We start from the raw sequence: 22245 nt of genomic DNA, 5'->3' as shown, positions 1-22245 counted from the left end.
AATTTAATATCGTAACGGCGCACATTGCTATTGAATGTGCCCCGTTGTTGATTTATAATAAACCCAAGTATTTATATCGGAAATAAAGGAGGTGTATGGTGGCCATGTTGAATAAGCTGAAATTCCTTTTTCAGGACCGTTGCCCTGACTGCGAGCAGAAGCTGATTTCCAGGCAGGAAGACATGGCTACGATCAAGCATTGCCCGGATCACCACTACACCGAAGAAATATATAATCAGCTGGGAGTTACGATTGTTTATCATCCCAGAAAAGATAACAGTTAAACTTGGTTAACTCTTGTTAGCAATTATGGGCAGAAGTCTTTTGCACTTTATTCCGTTCCCTCTGCCCATTCCCGTCCGGCCAGCCTGACGAGAAGCAGAACCGCGATCTCGGCAATCATCACAACGAGCGAGCATACAAAAATCACAGGGATCATATCGCCTGAATCCAGATTTAAGATGAACGGGTAGGCGATAAGCCATAGCAGCTGCGCTGCCATAAACAAGTGCCCCCGGAAGCGCGCCTTATGATCCAATCCGGATTCGGCGTCTGTGGAATTGGCTTGGATGCCTCGGCAGATTCCGAAAATCAATACCATATGCAAGCAGACGGCAGGCAGTTGAATCAGCAGCCCCTTCACCGATTGCATAGGCAGGCTCCCCCCCACCTCAGGAAACCAGAATAATGAAAGAACCGACCAGATCAGCAGCAGCCAGGCTGACAGATACCCTGCCCTAAAATATCCGTTTAATGCCTTAAGCCGCCATAATCCCGAAGCCATCAGCAGGTATCCCAGCATGTCCGGTAATACATCCACAAATTCGATCTTAAGGTCGACCAGTACAAAGAGCAGCCCCCACACGATGCGATAACAAGCGCTCCTCATGACCCCTTCCTGCTTTCCCGGACAAATTTCGTCATTTCTTGTTCCGTCGGACTTGGTTGATAAGGAATCAGCGTGTCTTCATACCATCTCCGCCCGCGTTCCTCTATAAAGGTGCTTCTCAATATCAACTGATATACCTGCATACTCTTCTTAAGCGATGGCATATCAAATTGATGGCTGATTCTAATGGAATCCCCTTTATTAATCTTAAGTGGAAGCTGAATCTCGTCGATAGGTTCACCTCTTAACTCGATGTGCGCTTCGGAAGGCTGCGACTGGTAACTAGTACCCGGTATTAGTCCGGAAATGTCGGCATGGATTCGAAGATCCCCTCCGTCTGCGATATCCAGCAACTTAGAAGAGAACGCCGTTAATTGAAGGTTCCGCTTCACGACGGCAGATTCGTAGCCCGAGTTATCGGAAGAGGATCCGCCGGACGTCCACGATACCGGATGTTGTTCTTCCTGATCATATACGCCAGGCGATATGTAAATCTCCCCGATATCCACTTGTTCCGAGGTTCCATCGGAATATAGGGCGGTAATCTCTCGAACGAGAACCGGTTCCTTAAGCTGCTCTTCTTCTGGGGCTTCTTCCTCAGGAGCGGGTTTATTCAAGTTCACCATCATTTTGCCTAAGTATTGCCTCTGATACTCTGCATATTTGGGGTATGGCGTTACGATCTGTTCGGGATAACCCTCGATCCGGATGGAGCTTAACGTTTTATCTGCCCGTTTGTCATCTACGTAATACAAGTCAAATACGCGGCCTCCCCCTCCCCCTTCCCTTGTTTCCACATGATGCTCAAGGAATACGGTTCTTCCCAGTTGGTTGGCTTCATAATACCAGACATTCCCGACCCAGCTGCAGGCTACGAACAGGATGGCGAGAACGTAATACCATTTCTTGCTCATGGCCCCTCCTTATGTATCATGCGATTGTTCCATATTATTTAACTATATTAACACGTAAATAGATGAAGAGGGTTTGATCAGCGTTAATTTTTCATATGCTTCTGGCGGAGGAAGCCCATGAATTTGAAATAAGGTTACGCCATCATGGACAGACTAGTTGAAGCCACCCTAAAATCAAGGAAGGTGTTCATGATGAATCCATCGATCGAAGAGGTCACCCGTTGGCTTCAATCCAAAAGCAATCACACTCTGCACATATCCAAGCAAGAAGAGAAGGATCAGGATCAGATTAAAATACAGCTGGAGCGTTTTGAACACCAGCAGCATCAAGAGCAGTCCATCGACGGTTATGGAGACCGCCATGCGCTCCTGCTGCACGGCCCCGGCGTTGTCATCACGGCCGGCCATGAAGCGCCGCTGCCAAGCGATGCCTTCGTCATTGGACTGGACGGGTTAACGGCTGCGGACATCCAGGACCATCAAGTGGTGCTCACTACGGATCGGAGTACCTATTCCATCACGACAACCTAAAAGAGCAGACGGAATGAAACAGCAAGAACCGTCAGAGTTGTACAGCTCTGACGGTTCTTTTGGCTTTATTCGCTTTATGCTGGATCTATATTGTACATAACGCTTGCGCTCGGGGCGCGTTTGGTCCCCCTTGGCTTGAGTCAACAGCTTACACTCGCTCGAATCTCCACATGAAGCTCTGGAAATCGCCATGCATCGCGGGAATGGCCAATCCGGCGTTCATCAGTCGGTCCCCGCCGTAGATGTTCCCATCCTCCACGCACCGATAATCCCCTTCCGGATCCAGCCCTGCCGTGCGCAGCCACACAATCGGCTCATTCGCCTCGCTCAAGATGCGGAAGTAATACAGCACCGCTTCCGAGCGATCCTCGGAGACGATGGTCCAGGCTGCTTCGTTCCCTTCGAACGGATTCCGAAGGCGATAGAAATCCCCGAACTGCACCAGATGCCGAATCTCCTTGTACAGTTTCACCTGTTCGCGGACCTCTTCCTTTTCCTGCTCACTGAAGGCCGTCAGGTCAAGCTCATATCCGAAATTGCCCGACATCGCTGCATGGCCTCTCGTACGCAGCGAAGTATTCCGAAACACCTGATGATTCGGAACGGCGGACACATGGGCTCCCATGGAGCTAAGAGGATACACAAGGCTCGTTCCGTATTGAATCTTCAATCGGCTGACGGCATCGGAGTTATCGCTTGTCCACGTCTGCGGCATGTAATACAGCATCCCCGGATCATAACGTCCCCCGCCGCCGGAGCAGCTCTCAAACAAAATATGCGGGAACTCGGTCGTCAGCTGCTCCATCACCCGATACAACCCCAGCATATAACGATGGGCCGTTTCCCGCTGGCGCTCAGGCGGCAGTTCAGCCGACCCGATCTCCGTCATATTCCGGTTCATGTCCCATTTCACATAGGTAATCGGCGCACTTTGCAGGATGCTCCGAACCATATCGGCCACCGCATCGCCTACTTCCTCACGGGAGAAATCCAGGATCAGCTGCTGTCTTCCTTCCGTTCGCCGGCGTCCCTCCACATGCAGGCACCAGTCCGGATGCTGACGGTACAGATCGCTGTCCGGCGAAATCATCTCCGGCTCAAACCACAAGCCGAACTGCATATCCAGATTGCGGACCCGCTTCACGAGATCCTCAAGGCCCTCCGGCAGCTTGTTCTTGTCAACGACCCAATCCCCAAGGGAAGTCGTATCATCATTTCGCTTGCCGAACCATCCGTCATCCAGCACGAACAGCTCGATACCGAGATCCCTTCCGGCGCTGGCGATCTGCTCGATTTTATCCGCATTAAAGTTAAAGTAGGTCGCTTCCCAGTTGTTAACCAGCACCGGGCGCGTGGCATCCCGGAATTGCCCCCGGCTCAGCCTTGTACGGTACATCTTATGATAGCGTCTGGACATGCCGCCCAAGCCCTCCGCCGAGAAGACCATTACCGCTTCCGGCGTCTGGAACGATTGTCCCGGCTCCAGCAGCCAGGAAAAATCGAATGGATTCAATCCCATCGTGACCCGGGCTGTTTCGTATTGATCCACCTCAACCTGCGCGGAGAAGCTGCCGCTGTATACAAGGCTGAAGCCGTACACCTCACCGTGCTCTTCGCCGGCGCCTTCGGACAGCAGCGCAAGGAACGGATTATGGTTATGGCTGCTTGACCCCCTGCGGCTCTCAATTCCCTGCATGCCGGGAGATAATTTTCTGCGCTGCACATGGCGCTCTCTCGCCCATGCCCCATGAAGATGCAAAAGATCATAACGGTTATGATTCATATCCACGCTGGCGCTCATGGCCCGCAGCAGGGTAATGTTCTCCTTGCTGTCGTTACGGAAGGACACGGAACGTGTAATAGCATCGAACGCATTCATGACCGTATAAGACAAATAAATCGTCAAGCCGCTTGCCCGATCAAGCAGCTCAAGCTCCAGCGTATCCGCTTCGGCATCCTGTTCCGTGTATACGGCAGGCAAGCCTTCCAGCTTCGGTTTGCCGCTGTATATCCGGTGACGGACATATTCCGCTTCGGTGACTGTAGTCCCGTTAGCCAGCTGTACCTGATACGCTGGCTGCCGGAAATCGCCGCTGCCGTAGCCCGGATATTCCTGAGGCAAGCTGTCCAGGGAAAAGGAAGCATCCTCGCGAAACGGCGTTGGCGAAAAGGATGCTCTTCCCCGGCGCTCCAGTAAATTGCCGACGCGGTTATCGCGAATCCTGCGCCCCCAATAGGCATGCGCCGGATAAACGCCCCGCACAAGCTCAATCACGTAACTTGACCGATCGCTTTGGAGATGGAACACTCCCAGATCTTCATGAAAATGTATACTCACTGCTTTTTGCCCCCTAACAAGGTCCGAGTTAAATCTCCATGGTCCTTCTTAAGACCTTCCGGCGGCCGTCCTTTCCAGAATCATGACGTCCCTTCCCGGAATCGTGACATGGCCTGAAATCTGCCGGCCGCCCAGGAGATCGAATTGATTGGCAGAACCTGCATCAAACGTCATCTCTTCGGCATTGTGGTTCATGATGAACAAGTAGGAGTTCCCATCCTTCACCCGCTCTACCACCTCTACTCCGGCTGGTGTTTCCAGCAGCGGCTTCACGCCCTGTTCCTCGCACAGATTGGCGAGAAATCCCTGCAGGAACTGCGAATCCGGACTGCTCGCCACATAATAGGCCTGACCTGCGCCAAAGACATTCTTCGTGAGAACAGGCGTGCCTTTATAGAAATCGGATCCGTACTCCGCCAGAACCTCCGCCGTCTCCGCGTGGATGACGTCACACAAAATTCCACATGGATAACTTCCACGCAGCGACCCCCAATCCTGCTTCATGTTGATCTGATTTTGCTGCCCGGGAAGCAGGGCATCGATCTCCTCGGCCCAGATGCCAGTCACCTTGCGCAGCTCGCCGGGATGACCTCCCAGGGTTACCAGATCGTTCTCATTGACGATGCCGCTGAAGAAGGTCGTCACAAAGGTTCCGCCACTGGACACAAACCGCTCCACGCGCTGGGCAACGCCAGGCTTAACCATATACATCACCGGGGCAATCACCACATCGTACTTGCTCAGGTCCTCCTCAACGCTGATGATATCCGTCTGGATATTCAGCCGGTACAGCGCATCATAATATTTATGAACCTCATCCACGTAGTTCAGGGCTTTGGAAGGTCCGCTTGACAGCTCCAGCGCCCAACGATTCTCCCAATCATACATAATCGCTACCTTGGCGTCCGAACGGGAGTCGAGCAGCTTGTCTCCGAGCTGCTGCAGCTCTTGCCCCAGCTCCGCGCATTCCCGGAAGACCCGGGTATGCTCATGTCCCACATGCTCGATCAATGCGCCATGGAATTTCTCGCATGCCCCGACGGAACGGCGGAGCTGGAAGAACATGACCGTATCCGCGCCATGCGCTACGGCCTGGTAACTCCACAGCCTCATTACGCCGGGACGCTTAGCGGAATTGTAGGGCGACCAGTTCTGAACGCTCGGAGTCTGCTCCATCAGCATGAACGGCTGTCCGCTTTTCAGCCCGCGCATCAGATTATGCGCCATCGCCGTGAAGCTTACCGGCGTATCGATCGCGGGATAGTTGTCCCAGGATACCACATCCATGTGCTTCGCCCACTCGAAGTAATCCAGCTCCGGATAAAATCCCATCAGATTGGTCGTGACCGGAATATCCGGCGTGACCTTCTTCAGCTCATCTCTTTCCAGTCGGTAACATTGCAGCAAGCTGTCGGACTGGAAACGGCGGTAATCCAGCGATATCCCTTGGAAGAAGGTTCGGTTTCCGCCGAACTCCTCGCTGAGCGCATTCGGTACCACAATCTCGTCCCACTCGTAAAAGGTATGGCCCCAGAAGCCGGTATTCCATGCGGCATTCAGCTTGTCGAGCGACCCGTAGCGCTCCTTCAGCCAGACGCGGAACTGTAACTCACAGTTGTCGCAATAACAATACCCGCCGTACTCATTCGAGACGTGCCAGATGACCAGTGCCGGATGATCCTTGTAACGCTCAGCCAGCTTACGCGCCATCAGCACCGAATATTTGCGATATGTCGGGCTGTTCGGACATGAATTATGGCGACCGCCGAATTTGCGTTTGCGCCCATCGTAGTCAACACGCAGGATGTCCGGGTATTTCTTGGCCATCCAGGCCGGATGCGCCCCCGTGCTTGTTGCCAAGCAGACATGTTCCTGCTCCTCTGCCAAGCGGTCCATAATTTCATCAAGCCACGTGAAATCATAGCTGTCCTCATCGCGCTGCGTTTTAGCCCAGGAGAATACATTGAGGGTCGCCACGTCAACACCGGCCAGCTCGAACATCCGCAGGTCCTCTTCCATCGTTGCCTTATCCCATTGCTCGGGATTATAGTCCCCACCATACCATATCTTGGGTAAACGTTGATTAATCATCAAATTGCCTCCTTCATCATTCTTCTAGCTAGGAAAATCGTAACGATCGACGTATTTTGAATCTTAAAGAAAAGAGGCACCATCCCAAGTCTTGTCGGACAGGGATCATACCTCTTATGATGATTCGCTAACTTGGATTAGAGTGCTGCTCCTTACTTTTTCAGACTATCCCAGGATGTCTGCATATCCTCAAGCATCTTGTTCGCATCGGATTTGCCGGCGAAGAAGGCCTGCATCGCACCGGAGAATTCCTGTGCTACACCGTCAGGGAACTTCGCGGATTGTCTTGGCAGTACTTTTCCAGCCTGCACATACTCCCACACAGCGGAGCCGAGGTCACCCATATCCTCAGGCGTTGCTTCGATGGTCTTCAAGGCCGGAATGAATTTGAATTTTTTGACGATGTACTCTTTACCGATATCGGATGTCACAAACCAGTTCAGGAAAATCTTCGCTTCTTCCTTCGACGCGGAATCCTTGTTGATGACCAGGTTCGCAGGTACGCCTACGTTCAGCTTGTCATTCAGCTCCGCATTGTCGCCAAGCGGCATCGGCAGGTAGCCAAGATTCAGGTCCGGATTGATGGCATCAATCTCGGTTTGGGCCCAGTTGCCGTTCTGCATCATGGCTGCTTTGCCGGTAGCCAGCAGGGAGATGGCCGTATTGTAATCAGTGGTCAGCGGGTTTTTGTTTCCGTGATCCAATGTCAGCTGCATCAGCTTGGCCCACTCTTCGAACTTCGCATTGCCCGCGAATTTTTGCGTGCCGTCGTTCAAGCCCTGGATAAAGGCATTCGGATCCTCCTGCTGGGCAAACGCCGGGTTAATGCCTTGGTTACCGATCAACCACCATTCCTGATAAGCATTAGCAAAAGGGGTTATGCCTGCCGCTTCCAGCTTCTTCGCGGCATCTTCCAGTTGGGCATAGGTTTTAGGAAGCTCGGTAATGCCCGCCTGCTCAAACAAATCTTTATTGTAGATGTAACCCCATCCTTCAAGGTTCATCGGCATGCCGTATACTTTACCGTCTTTGGTCATCGGCTCTTTCGCCATGTCCACCAGATCGTTCACCCAAGGCTGATCGGACAGATCCTCCAGGCGGTCAATCCACATCTCCATCTCGGCGTCGCCGCCATTGGAGAAAATATCAGGCGCATCGTTGGATGCGAATTTCGTTTTCAGAGCAGCACCATAGTCGGCACCGCCGCCCACGGTTTGAATATCCAGCTTGATGTTCGGATACTCCTTCTCGAATTCAACCTTGAGTTCATTCAAGCCGTCTACGATCTCGGTTTTGAATTGAAAAATCTTAACGGTTTTCACTTCGCCGGAAGCTCCATCCGAGCTTCCGCCCTGGCCTTCCTCCGACTTGCCGCCGCAGGCCGCAAGCAGCAGCGAGAAAGCCAGCAGCATCACGAGTGATAATTTCATTTTGTTCATCTTTACTACCCCCTAGAATTGTTTATATATAAAGATGGAATAACCGATTTGGGAGAAGCCGGGCTGCCTTTACCCCTTAACGGAGCCGGCAGCAACGCCTTCAACAATGTACTTCTGTAATGACAGGAAGAAGATGATAATCGGCGTAATGCCCAGCACGAGCGCCGGCAGCGCCATATCCCATTGCTTCGAATACTGTCCGAAGAAGGCAAAGGTCGCAAGCGGAATCGTCCGCAGTTCCGGACTTTGCAGAATCAAGGACGGCAGCAGGTAGTCGTTCCATACCCACAGACAGTTCAAGATGATGACCGTCACCATCATAGGTTTCAGCATCGGCAAAACGATCCGGGCAAATACTCTGAACGGAGAAGCTCCGTCGACCGTGGCGGCCTCTTCGATTTCAAGCGGAATGCCTTTCACGAATCCGTGAAACAGGAAGACCGACAACGGGATGCCGAGTCCCAGATAACTGAGAATCAAGCCCACGATACTGTTGTTAACGCCCAGGAAGTTAATGACCTGCAGCAATGGAATCATAATGGATTGGAACGGAATGACCATGGCCGATACGAACAGCATGAACACGATTTGATTGAATCTCGTATTGGACCGAACCATTCGGTAAGCCGCCATCGCACTCAGCATGGCGATGATTAAATTACTGATAACCGTGATGATGACGGAATTCGCGAATGCTTCCGGGAAGCGGGTCATTTCCCAAGCCTTGCTGTAGTTGTCAAAATGAAAAGCGGTTGGCCAGTTGGCCGCGTCGACCATAATATCGCCCAGCGATTTGACCGAGTTCACCAGCAGGAAGTAAAAGGGCGCCAGGAAGATCAGCGCTATAATGACCATCACAATCTGCAATACGATCGTGGAAGCCGACATAGGAGGTTTCTTCGATCTCATTTAAGCTTCAACCTCCTTCTGCTTCGTTAATCGGACTTGAATGAGCGTGATGACGGCAACGACCAGGAAGAAGATCAGGGACTTGGCCGTCCCGAGTCCATACCGGTTGTTCAGGAATGCCTCATTGTACACGTTCATGGCCAGTGATTCCGTGGAGCGGTATGGCCCGCCCTTCGTGAGGGACAGGTTCAGGTCGAACATTTTGAAGGACCAGGATATCGCCAGGAATAAACATACGGTGACCGCCGGCATGATGAGCGGAACGATGATGCTCTTAAGCACTTGGAACCGGTTCGCTCCATCAATCTCGGCAGCTTCCATGACTTCCTTGGACACATTCGTAATGGACGCGATGTAGATGACCATCAGATAGCCTGACGATTGCCATACAAAGACCATGACAATGCCCCAGAAGCCGGTCACTTCGTCTCCCAGCCACGGAAGATTAAAGAACGGAATCCCCGTAGCCTCGCCAACGGTGGCAAAGCCCTTTATGAAGATGAACTGCCAGATGAAGCCCAGCAGCAATCCGCCGATCACGTTCGGCATGAAGAAGATCGTCCGCAGCCAGTTGCGCGCCCTAATATTTTTCGTTAAGAAGTAGGCCAGGAAAAAACCGACCAGATTCGTTAGAAGCACGCCAACGATCGTAAACTTGGTGGTAAACCAGAAGGACTGTGCGAATGCGCTGTCATTTGTGAAAATCTGTTTGAAATTGTCCAGCCCGACCCATTCGACATTCCCCGAGACACCATTCCAGTTGGTAAACGAGTAATACATCCCCATCACAAATGGGATAATGATCGTAATACCGAAAAACAGCAGCGCGGGTCCGATATAAACCAACTGCTGCGTCAAGGCAGCCGTTCTCTTGCTGTTCATGTAAATCCCCCTCCGCTTGTCCTATCGTTTCTCTATCCATTTCTCTATGATTTAATTATGCTAAGATGAAGACCCTGGGACTACCACAGGATGTGAACTAAATGGTATAGAAAATTGATCGGCGGTGAATTTATTGAACTGGAATTGGAACAGCATTCGCACAAAATTGATTACCTTTATGATCATGGCCACCATCATTCCGACCACCATCTCCATGATCATCAGCTATGTCATGACCACCAACTCGCTCAAGGAACGGGCCGTTGTTGAAAATATGAACCTCCTCTATCAGGGACGGTTGAATTTGGAGAGCTATTTGGAAGACATGAACCGTAATTCCCTTACGGTTTATTCGGATCCGGATTTTTTCCGCAGCCTTTATTATAGTCATGAGAACATCAATGCCAGCGGCAGGCAGTCCGCCACGCTGCAGTCCATTCAAAAAGCCATCAGCGGCTCCAGACAGGTCTATCTTTATGTCGACGGCAAAAGAGAGGCCACATTGTTCGCCCAGGATATCGCCAGAAAAACAAGTGACGTCAACCTCTATCCCGAAATTCCCGATCTTAGTAACGATACGGTGGTCTTGCAGCCGCCCCATCCCCTGCACACGTATGGCTTTCAGTTAGCTTATCCCTACGAGGCCGATAAACAAGTATTCACGATGTACCGGGTCATAGAACGCGTCCCTTCTACCGAGCGATTAGGCATTCTCGCCATCGATCTGGATATGAACTTCCTGAGCCGGATCAGCAATCAGCTGTTCCAGCCCGAACATGAGCAGCTGTATATTACGAATGAAGCCGGCTATATCATGTATGCCGGCCATGACGAGAGGCTTGGACAGCAGATTCAAACGGAATGGTACGACACCATCAAGCAGTCCGGCAAGAAGGAAGGCCATTTCGAGTATAACAACAAAATCTATCTGTATAACAATATCAAGACGTCGATCAGCGACTGGACGATGATTAAGGAGATTCCTTCCTCCTATATTCTGAGCAGCGCGGACAAAGCAGCCTTCGTCAACATTTTGCTGATCGGCGTATCCCTTATTCTCATCATCGCTGCCACGATCTGGATTTCGGTCTATGTTACGGCGCCGATCCGGGAATTGGTGGGCCTTATGAGCCAAGTCAAAAGCGGACGAATGACTGTGGATATCTCCTCTAACCGCAAAGACGAAATCGGAACCCTCCACCGCAGGTTCGGCAGCATGATGGATACGATCAACAACCTCATCTTGCAGGAATACAAGCTGAAGCTGGCGAACCGGACCAACCAGCTCCGGGCGCTGCAGGCTCAGGTGAACCCGCATTTTATGAACAATGCGCTGCAAACCATCGGCACCCTTGCGCTTGAGCATGGCATGAAGAGGATTTACTCCCTGATCTCCGCTCTTGCCCGGATGATGAGATACAGCATGTACAATACGGACAAGCCGGTCACGCTGGCCACGGAGCTCGATCATATTAAGGATTACGCGGAGCTGCAGAAGGAACGATTTGAGAATCAGTTCGACTTCCGTTACGATGTGGATGAGTCGACTTTGCAGGTGTTGATCCCGAAAATGCTGGTTCAGCCGCTGATCGAGAACTTTTTCAAGCATGGCATGAACCCCTTGGCGGAAAACAATTACATCGCGCTAAAAAGTAAGCGCCTGTCGGCCTCCATCGTGCAGATCACGGTTGAGGACAACGGAAACGGAATGCAGGATGAGCCTTTTGAAACTCTGCAGGAGCATTTGCTTCGGATGGAAGAGATGGATCTGGAACAGCTTCAGGTTCTTTCCGAAATGGACACGGAAGACAGCAGCGGGATCGGACTTATCAACATCATGACAAGGCTGAGACTGTATTATCGCGGAAAATCCAAGTTCAGCATCGAAAACAACAAGCCGCATGGCTTTCGAGTTGTACTGACTATAAATGTGGAAGGTGAAACGGATGAAGGCATTGATCGTGGATGACGAGTCACGCGTGCGTAAAGCCATAAGACTGCTGGTCCAATGGGAGACGCACGGGATTACCGATATTGAGGAAGCCGCCAATGGCCTTGAGGCGATGGAACTGATTCCGGCGTTCCGACCGAGCCTCGTGCTCATGGATATGCTGATGCCGCTCAAAAACGGCGTGGATCTCATGGAATGGATTCATAAAAATTACCCGGATATCAAATTCATTGTTATCAGCGGGCATGACGACTTCGAATTCGTACGCAACACCATCTGGTACAGCGGCACGGATTATATCCTGAAGCCCATTGAGGAAGCCGTTATCAACCAAGCGGTAGCCAAGGCGACGGCCGCCTGGAAGGCCGAGGAACGGGAGCGCCTTGCGGCGCGGCAGCAGCATGTTCAGGTGAACGAGTACCGGCCGGTCTATTCCGAGAAGCTGTTATCCAGCCTTATCGATGACAAAAGCGCCCATTCCCAGGTGGTCCATCGCCTCAAGGATGAAGGCATCGTACCGGAGCAAACGCAGACGATACGACTGGCCGTCATGCAAATGGACAAGTCAGACCACGCGCTTTATAGCCGCTTTGGCCATCATCAGGATTTGCTCATGTTTGCCCTGCTCAATATTTGCAATGAATTTCTGCAAAAGGACCGGATCGGGATCGCCTTCCGTCACTTTGGTTCACCTCACCAACTGGTTATTTTGCTGTGGGATCAGCTTGCCACACTTGCCACGCTGCTACAAGAGATCAATAACGGGATGCACCGCACCTTGTCGCGCCACATGCATTTTGGCGTGAGTCCCGACGGTCAATACCCGGCAGACATTCCGGAATTGTATGCCCGAAGCTCGTCTGCCCTGCATCAGCGCGATTTATTGGTGCTTAATCACTTTATCCATGATACAGAGGAGCAGCGCCGATCGGGTGTTGACCATCATAAAGGCGTGCAGTTCAGCGGGTATGAGGATCCCTGGAAGCTCGCCATACTTAGCGGCCAGCCCGCTCCCATAACCGAAGCCGTAGAGTCATTCATCGCAGCGATTCGGAAAAGCGGCGTTCTCACGCCGGAGCTTCTGGAGCGTTGGGACCGCGATATCGAAAGATTCGCCAATCACGTCATTCATGAAACCGCTAACCCGTCGTCTGAGGCTTTGTTGAAATTGTACAAAGAGGAAAGCGCCACCATCGAGAGGCCAAGCCCGGACAAGTATGTGTGCTCGCTGTCCGAGTGGCAGCAGTATTGGATTGAATTAATGAGCCTGCTTGCCTCGGCTGTGCAGACCCAGAAGCAAACAGGTCAGGACCTGATCCATGACATTACGGCATTTATCGAGCAAAATTATCAGAACGACGTGTCGCTGTATGATATTGCAAATCGATTTCACGTAAGCCGTGAGTACATTTCCCGCAAATTCAAGCAAAGGCACGGCATTAACATCCCGGAACATCTGAACCGCATCCGCATCTCCAAGGCCAAAATCCTGCTGCAAAATCCGGGCTTGAAAATGGCAGCGATTTCCGAAATGGTCGGCTTCAAGAACGAGAAATATTTCAGTCTTGTCTTTAAGAAGCAAGAGGGCATTTCGCCGAAGGAATTCCGCAAGCTGCATGAGCAGGAAGCGTAGACTGGGCAGCGGTTTGCCGCTAAAGGCAAGCCGCCTGTGTTGGGCATATAAAATAAAGCAGAGAGAGCATGGGAATCCCCTGCTTTCTCTGCTTTTTTATGTGAACCCTTAGATTAATGCCTTCGCAGAAACTTCATGCACTCCTCCTACCCCTGCTGCTTCTCCAAGATCATGACTCCGCGTGCCGGCACTTCGCAGGAATCTCGATGCTCCTCTCCTGTCAGCAGGTCAACGTAGGTCTCCCCTGCCAATGGCACGAGTTTGCTCTCCGGCATGTGATTAAGTACAAAGGTGAACTCCACGCCCTCCTTCACGCGTTTTGTCACCTCAACGCCTTCCGGAGCCTTCAGGACGGGCTCAATGCCATGGTCATTGCATATCGTTTGCATCAGGTCCTTCAGGAATTTAGGCTCCGGACTTGTGGCCACATACCATGCCTTCCCCTGCCCGAAGGAATTCACGGTTAACGATGGCATCCCCTGATAGTAATCGGAGCCGTATTCGGCAACAACTTCCGCTCCTTCAGCATGGATCACGTCGCATAGAATGCCGCAGTCGTAGGTGCCCTCCAGTTGTCCCTTCCGGCCTCGCAGCACCATCTGATTCTGCTGGCCCGGAAGCAGCGCATCAATCTCCTCGGCCCAAACTCCCATCACCTTGCGCAGCTCGCCCGGATAACCGCCCAGCGTCACCAGATCATTCTCGTTCACGATCCCGCTGAAGAAGGTCGTCACAAAGGTTCCGCCCTGCGATACAAAGGCCTCCACGTGCTCTGCAAATCCCTGCTTTGCCATATACATCACAGGTGCGATGACAACGTCATACTTCCGAAAGTCCTCATCCACGCTGATCATATCGGTCTGAATATGCAGCTGGTGCAGTGCATCATAATATTTATGGACCTCATTCACGTAATTAAGGGCAACGGTCGGACCGCTCGACAGGTCAATGCCCCATCGATTCTCCCAGTCGTAGATGATCGCAACTTTGGCGTCGGAACGGGCATCCAGGATTCGGTCCCCCAGCTGCTGCAGCTCCTTGCCCAGCTCCGCGCACTCGCGGAATACGCGAGTATGTTCATGTCCTACATGTTCAATGACCGCTCCGTGATATTTCTCGCAGGCTCCGATCGAACGGCGCAGCTGGAAGAACATCACCGTATCCGCGCCATGGGCGACCGCTTGATAGCTCCACAACCGCATAACCCCAGGTCGCTTGGCAGAGTTATACGGCTGCCAGTTCTGGACGCTCGGCGTCTGCTCCATGAGCATAAAAGGCTGCCCGCCCTTAAGTCCCCGCATCAAGGCATGCGCCATAGCCGTATAGCTATATGGCGTATCCAGAGACGGGTAGTTGTCCCAGGATACAACATCCATCTCTTTGGCCCATTTGAAGTAATCCAGCTCCGGATAGAAGCCCATCAGATTCGTGGTCACCGGAATATCTGGCGTGATCCGCTTTAATTCATCCCGCTCCAGCTTATAGCAGTCCAACAGGCTGTCCGACTGGAAACGGCGGTAATCCAGGGATATGCCTTGGAAATTGGTCCGATTACCGGACCACTCCTCGCTTAATGCGTTAGGTACGACAATGTCGTCCCAGTCGTAGAAGGTATGTCCCCAGAAGCGGGTATTCCATGCCTTGTTCACGGCATCCAGCGTGCCGTAGCGCTGCTCAAGCCAAGTCCGGAATGCCGCAGCGCAATTATCGCAGTAACAATATCCGCCGTATTCGTTCGATACGTGCCAGATCAGGACGGCAGGATGATCCTTATAACGATCCGCCAGCTTGCCGGCCATGGCTTTGGCGTATTTACGGTAAGTGGGGCTGTTCGGGCAGGAGTTATGACGACCTCCGAATTTGCGTTTACGTCCCTCGTAGTCGACGCGCAGCACATCCGGGTATTTACGGGCCATCCAAGCCGGATGGGCCCCTGTGCTGGTTGCCAGACAGATATATACCCCGTTCCGGTACAGCCGTTCGATCGTCTCGTCCAGCCAGACAAAATCGTACGTATCCTCATTCGGCTGACTCAAAGCCCAGGAGAATACATTGACGGTGGCCACATCGATGCCCGCCAGCTTAAACATGCGGTCATCTTCCTTCCACGCTTCTGCATCCCATTGCTCGGGATTATAATCGCCGCCATACCACATTTTGGGTAACTTTTCGTTAATCATTTAGGGTTCAGCTCCTTTAGCTTTTTAATTCCGAATCCAGTTCGCCATCAACAAAGCATTCTACACTGTACGATCAATCGTGTTTGCGGCTACCTTCGGAAGTCGCTGGCGTGATCAGGTATATCGCTCCGCTGACCGTTTCAAATGAGCCCTGCTCATCCATCGTCACCACACTTCCGTCTTCCCTTTTAACGGCGAGAGGCACGGAACAGCTAATTCTACAGACTCGGCCATGCGTAGAGATTACGCGCGCAGACGTTAGGATGCCTTCGCTCCATTCCATGTCCACAATAAACCCGCCGCGAGCCTTTAATCCTCTTACGGATCCTGCTGCCCACGCTTTCGGCAGCGCCGGTAGCAGCTGAATAGCACCCAAGTGGCTCTGGAGCAGCATTTCCACAAGTCCGGCCGTGCCTCCAAAATTCGCATCGATCTGGAAGGGAGGATGGTCTCCAAGCAGATTAGGATGCATGGAGCGAGAAATCAGCGTCCGGACATAATCATACGCCTTGTCCGGCAGCTGTAGCCGGGCAAACAGGTTGATCAGCCATACGCAGCTCCACCCCGTGTGCCCTCCTCCATGGTCGATCCGCGACATCAGCGTACGATAAGCGGCTTCCGCAAGCTGCGGCGTATCCTGAAGGGTAATGTCGGAGCCGGGGTACAGCCCATACAAATGCGATACGTGCCGATGTCCGGGCTCCGCTTCCGGGTAAGGCTCGCTCCATTCCATGAGTTTGCCCTCGGCATCAATGGCGTAAGGCAGCAGCCTCGCTGCCGCTGCCCTCCACTCCTCCCGCAGCTCAGCATCCTGGTCCAGCAGCTGTGATGCTTCAATACAATTCTGGAATATATCCCGGATGATGGCCATGTCCATAGTGGAGCCTGCCGACACGCTGCAAGCCAGGCCTTCCGCGGTAAGGAACTGATTCTCGGGCGATGTCGATGGGCTGGTCACCAGATGCCCTTTCCCGTCTTCAATAAGCCAATCCAGGCAAAACAATGCCGCATCCCTCATAAGCGGATAAGCCGTTTCCCGCAAATATTCGAGATCCGGTTGGAATTGGTAATGCTCCCATAGATGCCGGCACAGCCATGCTCCGCCCATTGGCCAGAAAGCCCACATGGCCCTGCCATCGCTCGGGCTGGCCATTCGCCATAGATCCACGTTATGGTGGGCAACCCATCCACGGGCGCCGTAATGAATCTTCGCCGTCCGGGCACCACTTACACTAAGCTCCCGGATCATCTGGATCAGCGGCTCATGACACTCGCCCAGATGCGTCGTCTCTGCGGGCCAGTAGTTCATCTCAGTATTGATATTCGTTGTATAATCGCTGTTCCATGGCGGCTGTACATGCGGGTTCCATATGCCCTGCAGATGTGCTGGCTGTGTACCTGGCCGAGAGCTGGCAATGAGCAAATACCTTCCGAATTGAAACATCAGCGCCTCGAGAGCAGCATCCTTCCGTCCTTCCCGGTACGCTTCCATCCGCTCATCGGTGGCTAAAGCTTCTATGGAACGTCCATTCTCTGAACGGCCAAGCTGAAGCTCCACGCGTCTGAACAAGGCTTGATGGTCCTGGACATGCCGTGAACGCAATTCTTCAAAGCCACGCCGCCTCGCGCCCTGAAGCCTCTCTCTGCATATACCGGACGGATCGGTTCCTCCAGAACCCGGAGCTCGATCGAAGCCTTCAAAATTCGTGGCAGCCGCAATCAGCAACGTGACGGAGCCAGCGCCGTTGATGCGTATACCGCCGCTGTCATCCACCGTAACCTGCCCGCTATCCGTTAAGGCCAGCAGCCGCATTTCATACCGTATGCCAAGCCCGTCTTCATAGAGCACCGCCCCGGGGTGATCACCTCTGTAATTCTCAGCAATATGGGTGGGAGCGTGTCCATACAACACCAAGGATCCGTCTTCTGCACTGCGGGTATCATGCCGCAGCGGTGAACGAAGCCCGATCTCCAATTGGATGGTTCCGGCGTTCGTGCTCGTATAACGAATAACCGCTACCTGATCAGGCGCACTGATGAATACTTCCCTGCTGAAGCGACCATCGGAGCCGCCGGCTCGAAAGTGAGTAGATGCAATCCCTGTATCCAAATCCAGTTCGCGCCTATAGTCCGTCCAATCATCCCCAATTCCGCTCTGACTGATAACCAAATCTCCTAAAGGCAAAAAGGACTCCGTGTTTCTGCCGACCATCTTGCCCTCAATCAACTGTTCGGCTTCGGTATACTTTCCGGACGCAATCAGCTCTCTTGCCGATGCCAAATGCCGAAGAGCCTCATAATTATTCGTGTCCCGGGGAAATCCGGACCAAAGTGTATCTTCATTCCATTGAATGCGTTCTTCCTGTACGCCCCCGAACACCATGGCGCCAAGACGGCCGTTTCCAATCGGAAGCGCTTCTTCCCACTTGGCCGCGGGCTTCCGATACCACAATGTTGAGGCCTGCTGCTGTACTGAATTCAGTGTAATCCCCCCTTATTCCAATTTGATAAAGGTTTTCTCGAAAAACAGCTTAAATCCTTCATCTTAGGTTGTATTTATTCGAATAACTTAAGGCCCGCCGCTAGCAGCAACTGCCTTGAATATCGGCAAAAGGGGCCGCATACAGCCGGCCCCTTCTATTCGCCTCTATCCTAATTATTCCAGAGTTCCACGCGTTCGCGTACCAATTGGGTGTATTCCTGCTCCATCTTCTCGGCGCCGGCATCATTCAGTTCTTTGATGAACTGATCATACAGCGCGTCAAACTTCGCCGGATCGGCAAGAATGACTTCCGGAATCCGCTTCCGGGTAATCTCTTCCACCTTTTTATAGGTGATATTGATGTTGGAGTCGCTCGGTACCGGAATGTTGTAAGCAACGCCCCACGGCTTTACTTCAAATTCCTCTTGTTTCGGCCACAGGTCTTTCCACATTTCCGCGCCGTACGCTTTCAGCGTTTCCTTCGCGGATGGCGTATAGTTCTCTATGATCGTCTCCGGGAAGTTCGTTGTGTAATAGTTGTCCGTCGAATCCTTCACGCCGTCGCCGTAACGAGGGAACATGGCGTTGTACAAGCCGATTCCTGTTTCCTTGGTGAAGTTGGCGTTGTCATAGGTTTTGCGCTCTTGGACGTCCTCAGGAATAACGCGCTTGCCGTCCACCACGTTGTAATGTTCGCCTTCGATACCCCAATTCATCAAAACTTGCCCTTCTTCGGAAGCCAGATAATCCAGGAACTTGATGATTCGAACCGGATCCTTGGCGGATGTCGTAATGCCTACGCCCCATCCGGCGACGTAACCCGTGTCTTGGAACGTTGCATCCTTCGTCGACTCATCCAGCTGGATCGGGAATCTCGCATAGGTGCGGTTTTCCTTGCCGGAAGTTCTCAGTGCATTCGTTGCATTGCCGAAGCCCCACTCCTGATCAATGACGCCAAGGACGCGGCCGGAGGAAATTTTAGCTTCGTATTGGTCCGTCTTCTGCACGAACGTTTCTTTATCCAACAAGCCCTCGGCGTTCATATGATTCAGCCAGCGGAAGTATTCCTTCTCTTCCGGCCGCTTGTAATGAAGCTTCGCCTCGGTTGTTTCCGGGTCGATATAATACTCGCCGTCATCCGACACCCCTGTCGCGATAAACGCCGGGTTCGTTACCGAGATCATGATTCTCCATCCGTCCGCATTCAACGTCAGCGGAATCGTCGGCTGGCCGTCAATGGTCGGGTGTTTCTCGGCATACTCTTTCAGTGCGTTCTCATAATCCTTCACCGTTTTCAGTTCAGGGTAACCGAGTTCTTTCAGCACTTCATGCTGGATCTGGAACGTGCCGCCGGCATCAAGGGCCTGATGGTCCACCGCTGCAAGTGTCGGGAGGACATAGATGGCCTCATCCTCATTGCTCCATTTCAGACGGCTCATATATTCTCCATACACCTTTTTGATATTCGGCGCATGCTCTTCGATCAGATCTGTCAGATCAATAAACGCTCCGGAATCCACAAACAGATTGGCGTCACCCTTGGCAAATACCAAGTCCGGATATTCCCCGCTCGCCACCATCAGCGGGAGCTTCTGATTGGAGCCGTCCACCGCGTATTCGGCCTGGATCGTAATGCCGGTTTTCTCAGTCAGCTTCTTGCCGACCGCATCCTGCATGTTGGCCCAGTTTGCATTGGAATCCGCGCTGTAATACGTCATGGTCATCGGCTCGAGCTTCTCTTCCTGCTGCGTATCGTTGCCGCCGCTGCCTTCTTCGCCGCCGTTTGCGCTATTGTTGCTGTCGCCGTTACCGCATGCCGCCAGAACGAATGTGGCCATCATCATGATCGCGAGCAGCAGCGACAATCTCTTCTTATGTTTCATTGCTATACCCCCTAAATCGATTTTTAATCATCTATCGTATAACAGGACATGCTGCCTGCTGATACCATACTTGCGCTTAGCTTTTTACGGCTCCAAGCGTCATGCCTTTCACAAAATACCGCTGCAGGAACGGATAGACGAGCAATATGGGAACCGTAACCACAATCGTGATCGCCATTTTGATCGATTCCGGCGACACCTGCTTCACGATTTCGGCCATGTTCTGCCCCGACATCATGCCGCTGGTTTGTCCCTGCGTGCTCTGCAGCACCTTCATCAGCTCGAATTGAAGCGTCGTGAGATGGGGTGCGTTGCCGTTATAGAGATACGTATCGAACCATGAGTTCCACTGCCCGACGGCCAGAAATAAGGCGATGGTAGCCAGTACGGGCTTACAGAGCGGAAGAATGATTTTGTAATAGATCGTGAAATCGTTAGCTCCGTCAAGCTTAGCCGATTCCTGCAGCGAATATGGCAGGCTGTCGATGAAAGACCGGATAACGAATACGTTAAACGCGCTTACCATGCCCGGAATGATGTAGACCAGAAACGAATTCATCATGTTCAGGTCGCGGATCAGAATGAACACTGGAATCATTCCGCCGGAAAAGTACATCGTCAGCGCAAGAAAGGTCGACATGAACTTTCTTCCCTGAAAGTCCACCCTGCTGAGGACGTAGCCCAGCATAGTGCCGCTTAACAAGCCCAAGAATGTTCCTGCCAGCGTACGGAGAATCGTAATTTTGGCCCCTGTAATCAAACCGTCGTATTTGAAGATCTGCACGTAATTCTCAAGCGTAAACTCCCGCGGCCAGAGATAGATCCCCCCGCGTACTGTATCTACGGAATCGTTCAATGATATCGCAAGAACATTCAGGAACGGATACAGAGTAACGATCATGACCAGTGTCATAAAAGTAAAGTTACCAATATCAAACACGCGGTCGGAGAGCGTGGGCTTGAATGCTGTTTTGGTTCGTGCCATGCTGCTTCCCTCCCCTACATAATCGATTGCTTCGTGAATTTTTTGAATACGCCGTTAGCGAGCAGCAACAAGAGGATACTCACAATGGAGTTGAACATCCCGATGGCCGTACCGAATGAGAAACGACCCATCCCAAGGCCATAATTCAACGCATACAGATCCAGCACCTGGGAATAATCCACCACCAGCGGGTTACCCAGCAAGAACTGCTTCTCGAAGCCGATGCTGATCAGATGTCCGATGGACATGATCATTAGAATTGCAATCGTAGGGGCGATGCTTGGCAGCGTAATATGCCATATTTGGCGAAGTCGGCTCGCGCCGTCAACCTTGGCTGCTTCGAATTGCTCCTGATCAATGCCTGAAATCGCTGCCAAATAAATGATCGCGCTCCAGCCCATTTCCTTCCATATATCGGAGCCCGTTACGATGTACCAGAACAGGTTCCCCTGAGCCATGAACTGTATGGGCTGATCAATGAACCCCAGCCACATCAGCAGCTGATTGACAGCACCTCCATCTGTGGACAGCATTTTGGTCACGATACCGGCAACCACGACCCAGGACACAAAATGCGGCAGATAAGATATCGTCTGTACGGTCCTCTTGAATACGCTTCCACGAAGCTCATTCAACAAGACTGCGAATAGGATCGGAATCGTGAACCCAACGATCAATCCCATGAAACTCATGGCGAGTGTATTCCGCAACACCAGATAAAACTTATCGTCCGCGAAAAGTGCTGCGAAATGGTCCAGGCCCACCCATTTTTGTTCGAATATCCCTTTGCCTGGCTTGTAATTCTGGAATGCCATCAACCAGCCCCACACCGGCAAGTAGCTGAAAATGAATACTATGACGATGAATGGAAGCGACATTCCGTACAGTACTTTCTGCTCTTTGAAAGTGGCCCAAAAGCCTTTCTTTTTCTTTGCGGCAGGTTGGATGCTACCTTCTGTCTTTGTTACCGCTTTCAAACCAACCCCTCCTCTCTTGTATATCCTGATGATAAACCAAGCTGGGGCAGGGAAGTACCCGAAGGATTGGCTTAAAAATCATATAAAAATTAGACATTAACGGTGGGTGGAAAAATGCGAAAGACCTTTATGCCGCTCCGTGTCCGGATCGTATCTCCGAT

At 52.1% G+C, this 22245-nt stretch carries 16 protein-coding genes; 4 read left to right on the top strand and 12 right to left on the bottom strand.

Translation table 11 applies throughout. The features are described 5' to 3' along the window. Positions 1-104 precede the first annotated feature (104 nt). On the top strand, positions 105-284 hold the full coding sequence (locus tag M4D81_RS23590; protein WP_260068232.1) for a hypothetical protein: 180 nt from the start codon (positions 105-107) through the stop codon (positions 282-284). 47 nt (positions 285-331) lie between these two features. On the opposite strand, the gene M4D81_RS23585 is transcribed toward M4D81_RS23590, so the two are convergent. Continuing rightward, positions 332-889: a hypothetical protein gene (locus tag M4D81_RS23585; RefSeq protein WP_260068231.1), complete on the bottom strand. Its 558-nt coding sequence runs from the start codon at positions 887-889 to the stop codon at positions 332-334. Beyond that, complete coding sequence (locus M4D81_RS23580) at positions 886-1803, bottom strand: hypothetical protein (protein ID WP_260068230.1); 918 nt, start codon at positions 1801-1803, stop codon at positions 886-888. Before M4D81_RS23580 ends, M4D81_RS23585 begins: the two co-directional genes overlap by 4 nt. A 189-nt stretch (positions 1804-1992) precedes the next feature. Between M4D81_RS23580 and ymzB the strand changes: the two genes are divergently transcribed. Continuing rightward, positions 1993-2334 carry a protein YmzB gene (gene ymzB / locus M4D81_RS23575; RefSeq protein ID WP_071219659.1) on the top strand — a complete coding sequence of 114 codons (342 nt, stop codon included), beginning with the start codon at positions 1993-1995 and terminating at the stop codon, positions 2332-2334. A gap of 148 nt (positions 2335-2482) precedes the next feature. Here ymzB and M4D81_RS23570 read toward each other — a convergent pair whose 3' ends face one another. The 5 genes from M4D81_RS23570 to M4D81_RS23550 form a co-directional block, all read right to left on the bottom strand. Beyond that, on the bottom strand, positions 2483-4672 hold the full coding sequence (locus M4D81_RS23570) for an alpha-galactosidase (RefSeq protein WP_260068229.1): 2190 nt from the start codon (positions 4670-4672) through the stop codon (positions 2483-2485). A 48-nt stretch (positions 4673-4720) separates the two neighbouring features. Beyond that, positions 4721-6763 carry a beta-galactosidase gene (locus M4D81_RS23565; protein WP_260068228.1) on the bottom strand — a complete coding sequence of 681 codons (2043 nt, stop codon included), beginning with the start codon at positions 6761-6763 and terminating at the stop codon, positions 4721-4723. A gap of 152 nt (positions 6764-6915) precedes the next feature. Further along, positions 6916-8202 (bottom strand): ABC transporter substrate-binding protein, encoded by a 1287-nt coding sequence (locus tag M4D81_RS23560; RefSeq protein WP_071219664.1) that lies wholly within the window; start codon positions 8200-8202, stop codon positions 6916-6918. Positions 8203-8271: 69 nt separating this feature from the next. Then, the gene (locus M4D81_RS23555) at positions 8272-9111 is read right to left on the bottom strand and encodes a carbohydrate ABC transporter permease (RefSeq protein WP_071219665.1); all 840 of its coding nucleotides are present in this window, start codon (positions 9109-9111) and stop codon (positions 8272-8274) included. Then, the gene (locus tag M4D81_RS23550; protein WP_071219666.1) at positions 9112-9993 is read right to left on the bottom strand and encodes a carbohydrate ABC transporter permease; all 882 of its coding nucleotides are present in this window, start codon (positions 9991-9993) and stop codon (positions 9112-9114) included. It lies immediately after the preceding gene. Between the two features lie 133 nt (positions 9994-10126). Here M4D81_RS23550 and M4D81_RS23545 point away from each other — a divergent pair, with 133 nt between their 5' ends. Then, a complete protein-coding gene (locus M4D81_RS23545) occupies positions 10127-11962 on the top strand; it encodes a cache domain-containing sensor histidine kinase (protein ID WP_397376773.1) in 1836 nt (611 codons plus the stop codon). Continuing rightward, complete coding sequence (locus M4D81_RS23540) at positions 11940-13577, top strand: response regulator transcription factor (protein ID WP_260068226.1); 1638 nt, start codon at positions 11940-11942, stop codon at positions 13575-13577. The genes M4D81_RS23545 and M4D81_RS23540 overlap by 23 nt, the downstream gene beginning before the upstream one ends. 146 nt (positions 13578-13723) lie before the next feature. Here M4D81_RS23540 and M4D81_RS23535 read toward each other — a convergent pair whose 3' ends face one another. From M4D81_RS23535 to M4D81_RS23515, 5 genes are all read right to left on the bottom strand, one after another. Continuing rightward, positions 13724-15757 carry a beta-galactosidase gene (locus tag M4D81_RS23535; RefSeq protein WP_260068225.1) on the bottom strand — a complete coding sequence of 678 codons (2034 nt, stop codon included), beginning with the start codon at positions 15755-15757 and terminating at the stop codon, positions 13724-13726. Between the two features lie 73 nt (positions 15758-15830). Beyond that, complete coding sequence (locus M4D81_RS23530; protein WP_260068224.1) at positions 15831-18209, bottom strand: glycoside hydrolase family 95 protein; 2379 nt, start codon at positions 18207-18209, stop codon at positions 15831-15833. Between the two features lie 200 nt (positions 18210-18409). Next, positions 18410-20122 carry an ABC transporter substrate-binding protein gene (locus tag M4D81_RS23525; protein WP_260068223.1) on the bottom strand — a complete coding sequence of 571 codons (1713 nt, stop codon included), beginning with the start codon at positions 20120-20122 and terminating at the stop codon, positions 18410-18412. A gap of 76 nt (positions 20123-20198) precedes the next feature. Further along, the gene (locus tag M4D81_RS23520; protein WP_071219671.1) at positions 20199-21107 is read right to left on the bottom strand and encodes a carbohydrate ABC transporter permease; all 909 of its coding nucleotides are present in this window, start codon (positions 21105-21107) and stop codon (positions 20199-20201) included. 14 nt (positions 21108-21121) lie between these two features. Next, positions 21122-22084: an ABC transporter permease gene (locus tag M4D81_RS23515; RefSeq protein ID WP_071219672.1), complete on the bottom strand. Its 963-nt coding sequence runs from the start codon at positions 22082-22084 to the stop codon at positions 21122-21124. Between the last annotated feature and the right edge of the window lie 161 nt (positions 22085-22245).

Origin of the sequence: Paenibacillus sp. p3-SID867 (assembly GCF_025142895.1) — a bacterium.
Classification (GTDB): Bacteria; Bacillota; Bacilli; order Paenibacillales; family Paenibacillaceae; genus Paenibacillus_AQ.
The sequence above is the reverse complement of the archived record's forward strand: the minus strand, read 5'-3'. Positions and strand labels throughout refer to the sequence as shown.

Coding starts and splice junctions, on each gene's coding strand:
- M4D81_RS23590 (WP_260068232.1), top strand. CDS start 105: ATGTTGAATAAGCTGAAATTCCTTTTTCAGGACCGTTGCCCTGACTGC.
- M4D81_RS23585 (WP_260068231.1), bottom strand. CDS start 889: ATGAGGAGCGCTTGTTATCGCATCGTGTGGGGGCTGCTCTTTGTACTG.
- M4D81_RS23580 (WP_260068230.1), bottom strand. CDS start 1,803: ATGAGCAAGAAATGGTATTACGTTCTCGCCATCCTGTTCGTAGCCTGC.
- ymzB (WP_071219659.1), top strand. CDS start 1,993: ATGATGAATCCATCGATCGAAGAGGTCACCCGTTGGCTTCAATCCAAA.
- M4D81_RS23565 (WP_260068228.1), bottom strand. CDS start 6,763: ATGATTAATCAACGTTTACCCAAGATATGGTATGGTGGGGACTATAAT.
- M4D81_RS23560 (WP_071219664.1), bottom strand. CDS start 8,202: ATGAACAAAATGAAATTATCACTCGTGATGCTGCTGGCTTTCTCGCTG.
- M4D81_RS23555 (WP_071219665.1), bottom strand. CDS start 9,111: ATGAGATCGAAGAAACCTCCTATGTCGGCTTCCACGATCGTATTGCAG.
- M4D81_RS23550 (WP_071219666.1), bottom strand. CDS start 9,993: ATGAACAGCAAGAGAACGGCTGCCTTGACGCAGCAGTTGGTTTATATC.
- M4D81_RS23540 (WP_260068226.1), top strand. CDS start 11,940: ATGAAGGCATTGATCGTGGATGACGAGTCACGCGTGCGTAAAGCCATA.
- M4D81_RS23535 (WP_260068225.1), bottom strand. CDS start 15,757: ATGATTAACGAAAAGTTACCCAAAATGTGGTATGGCGGCGATTATAAT.
- M4D81_RS23525 (WP_260068223.1), bottom strand. CDS start 20,122: ATGAAACATAAGAAGAGATTGTCGCTGCTGCTCGCGATCATGATGATG.
- M4D81_RS23520 (WP_071219671.1), bottom strand. CDS start 21,107: ATGGCACGAACCAAAACAGCATTCAAGCCCACGCTCTCCGACCGCGTG.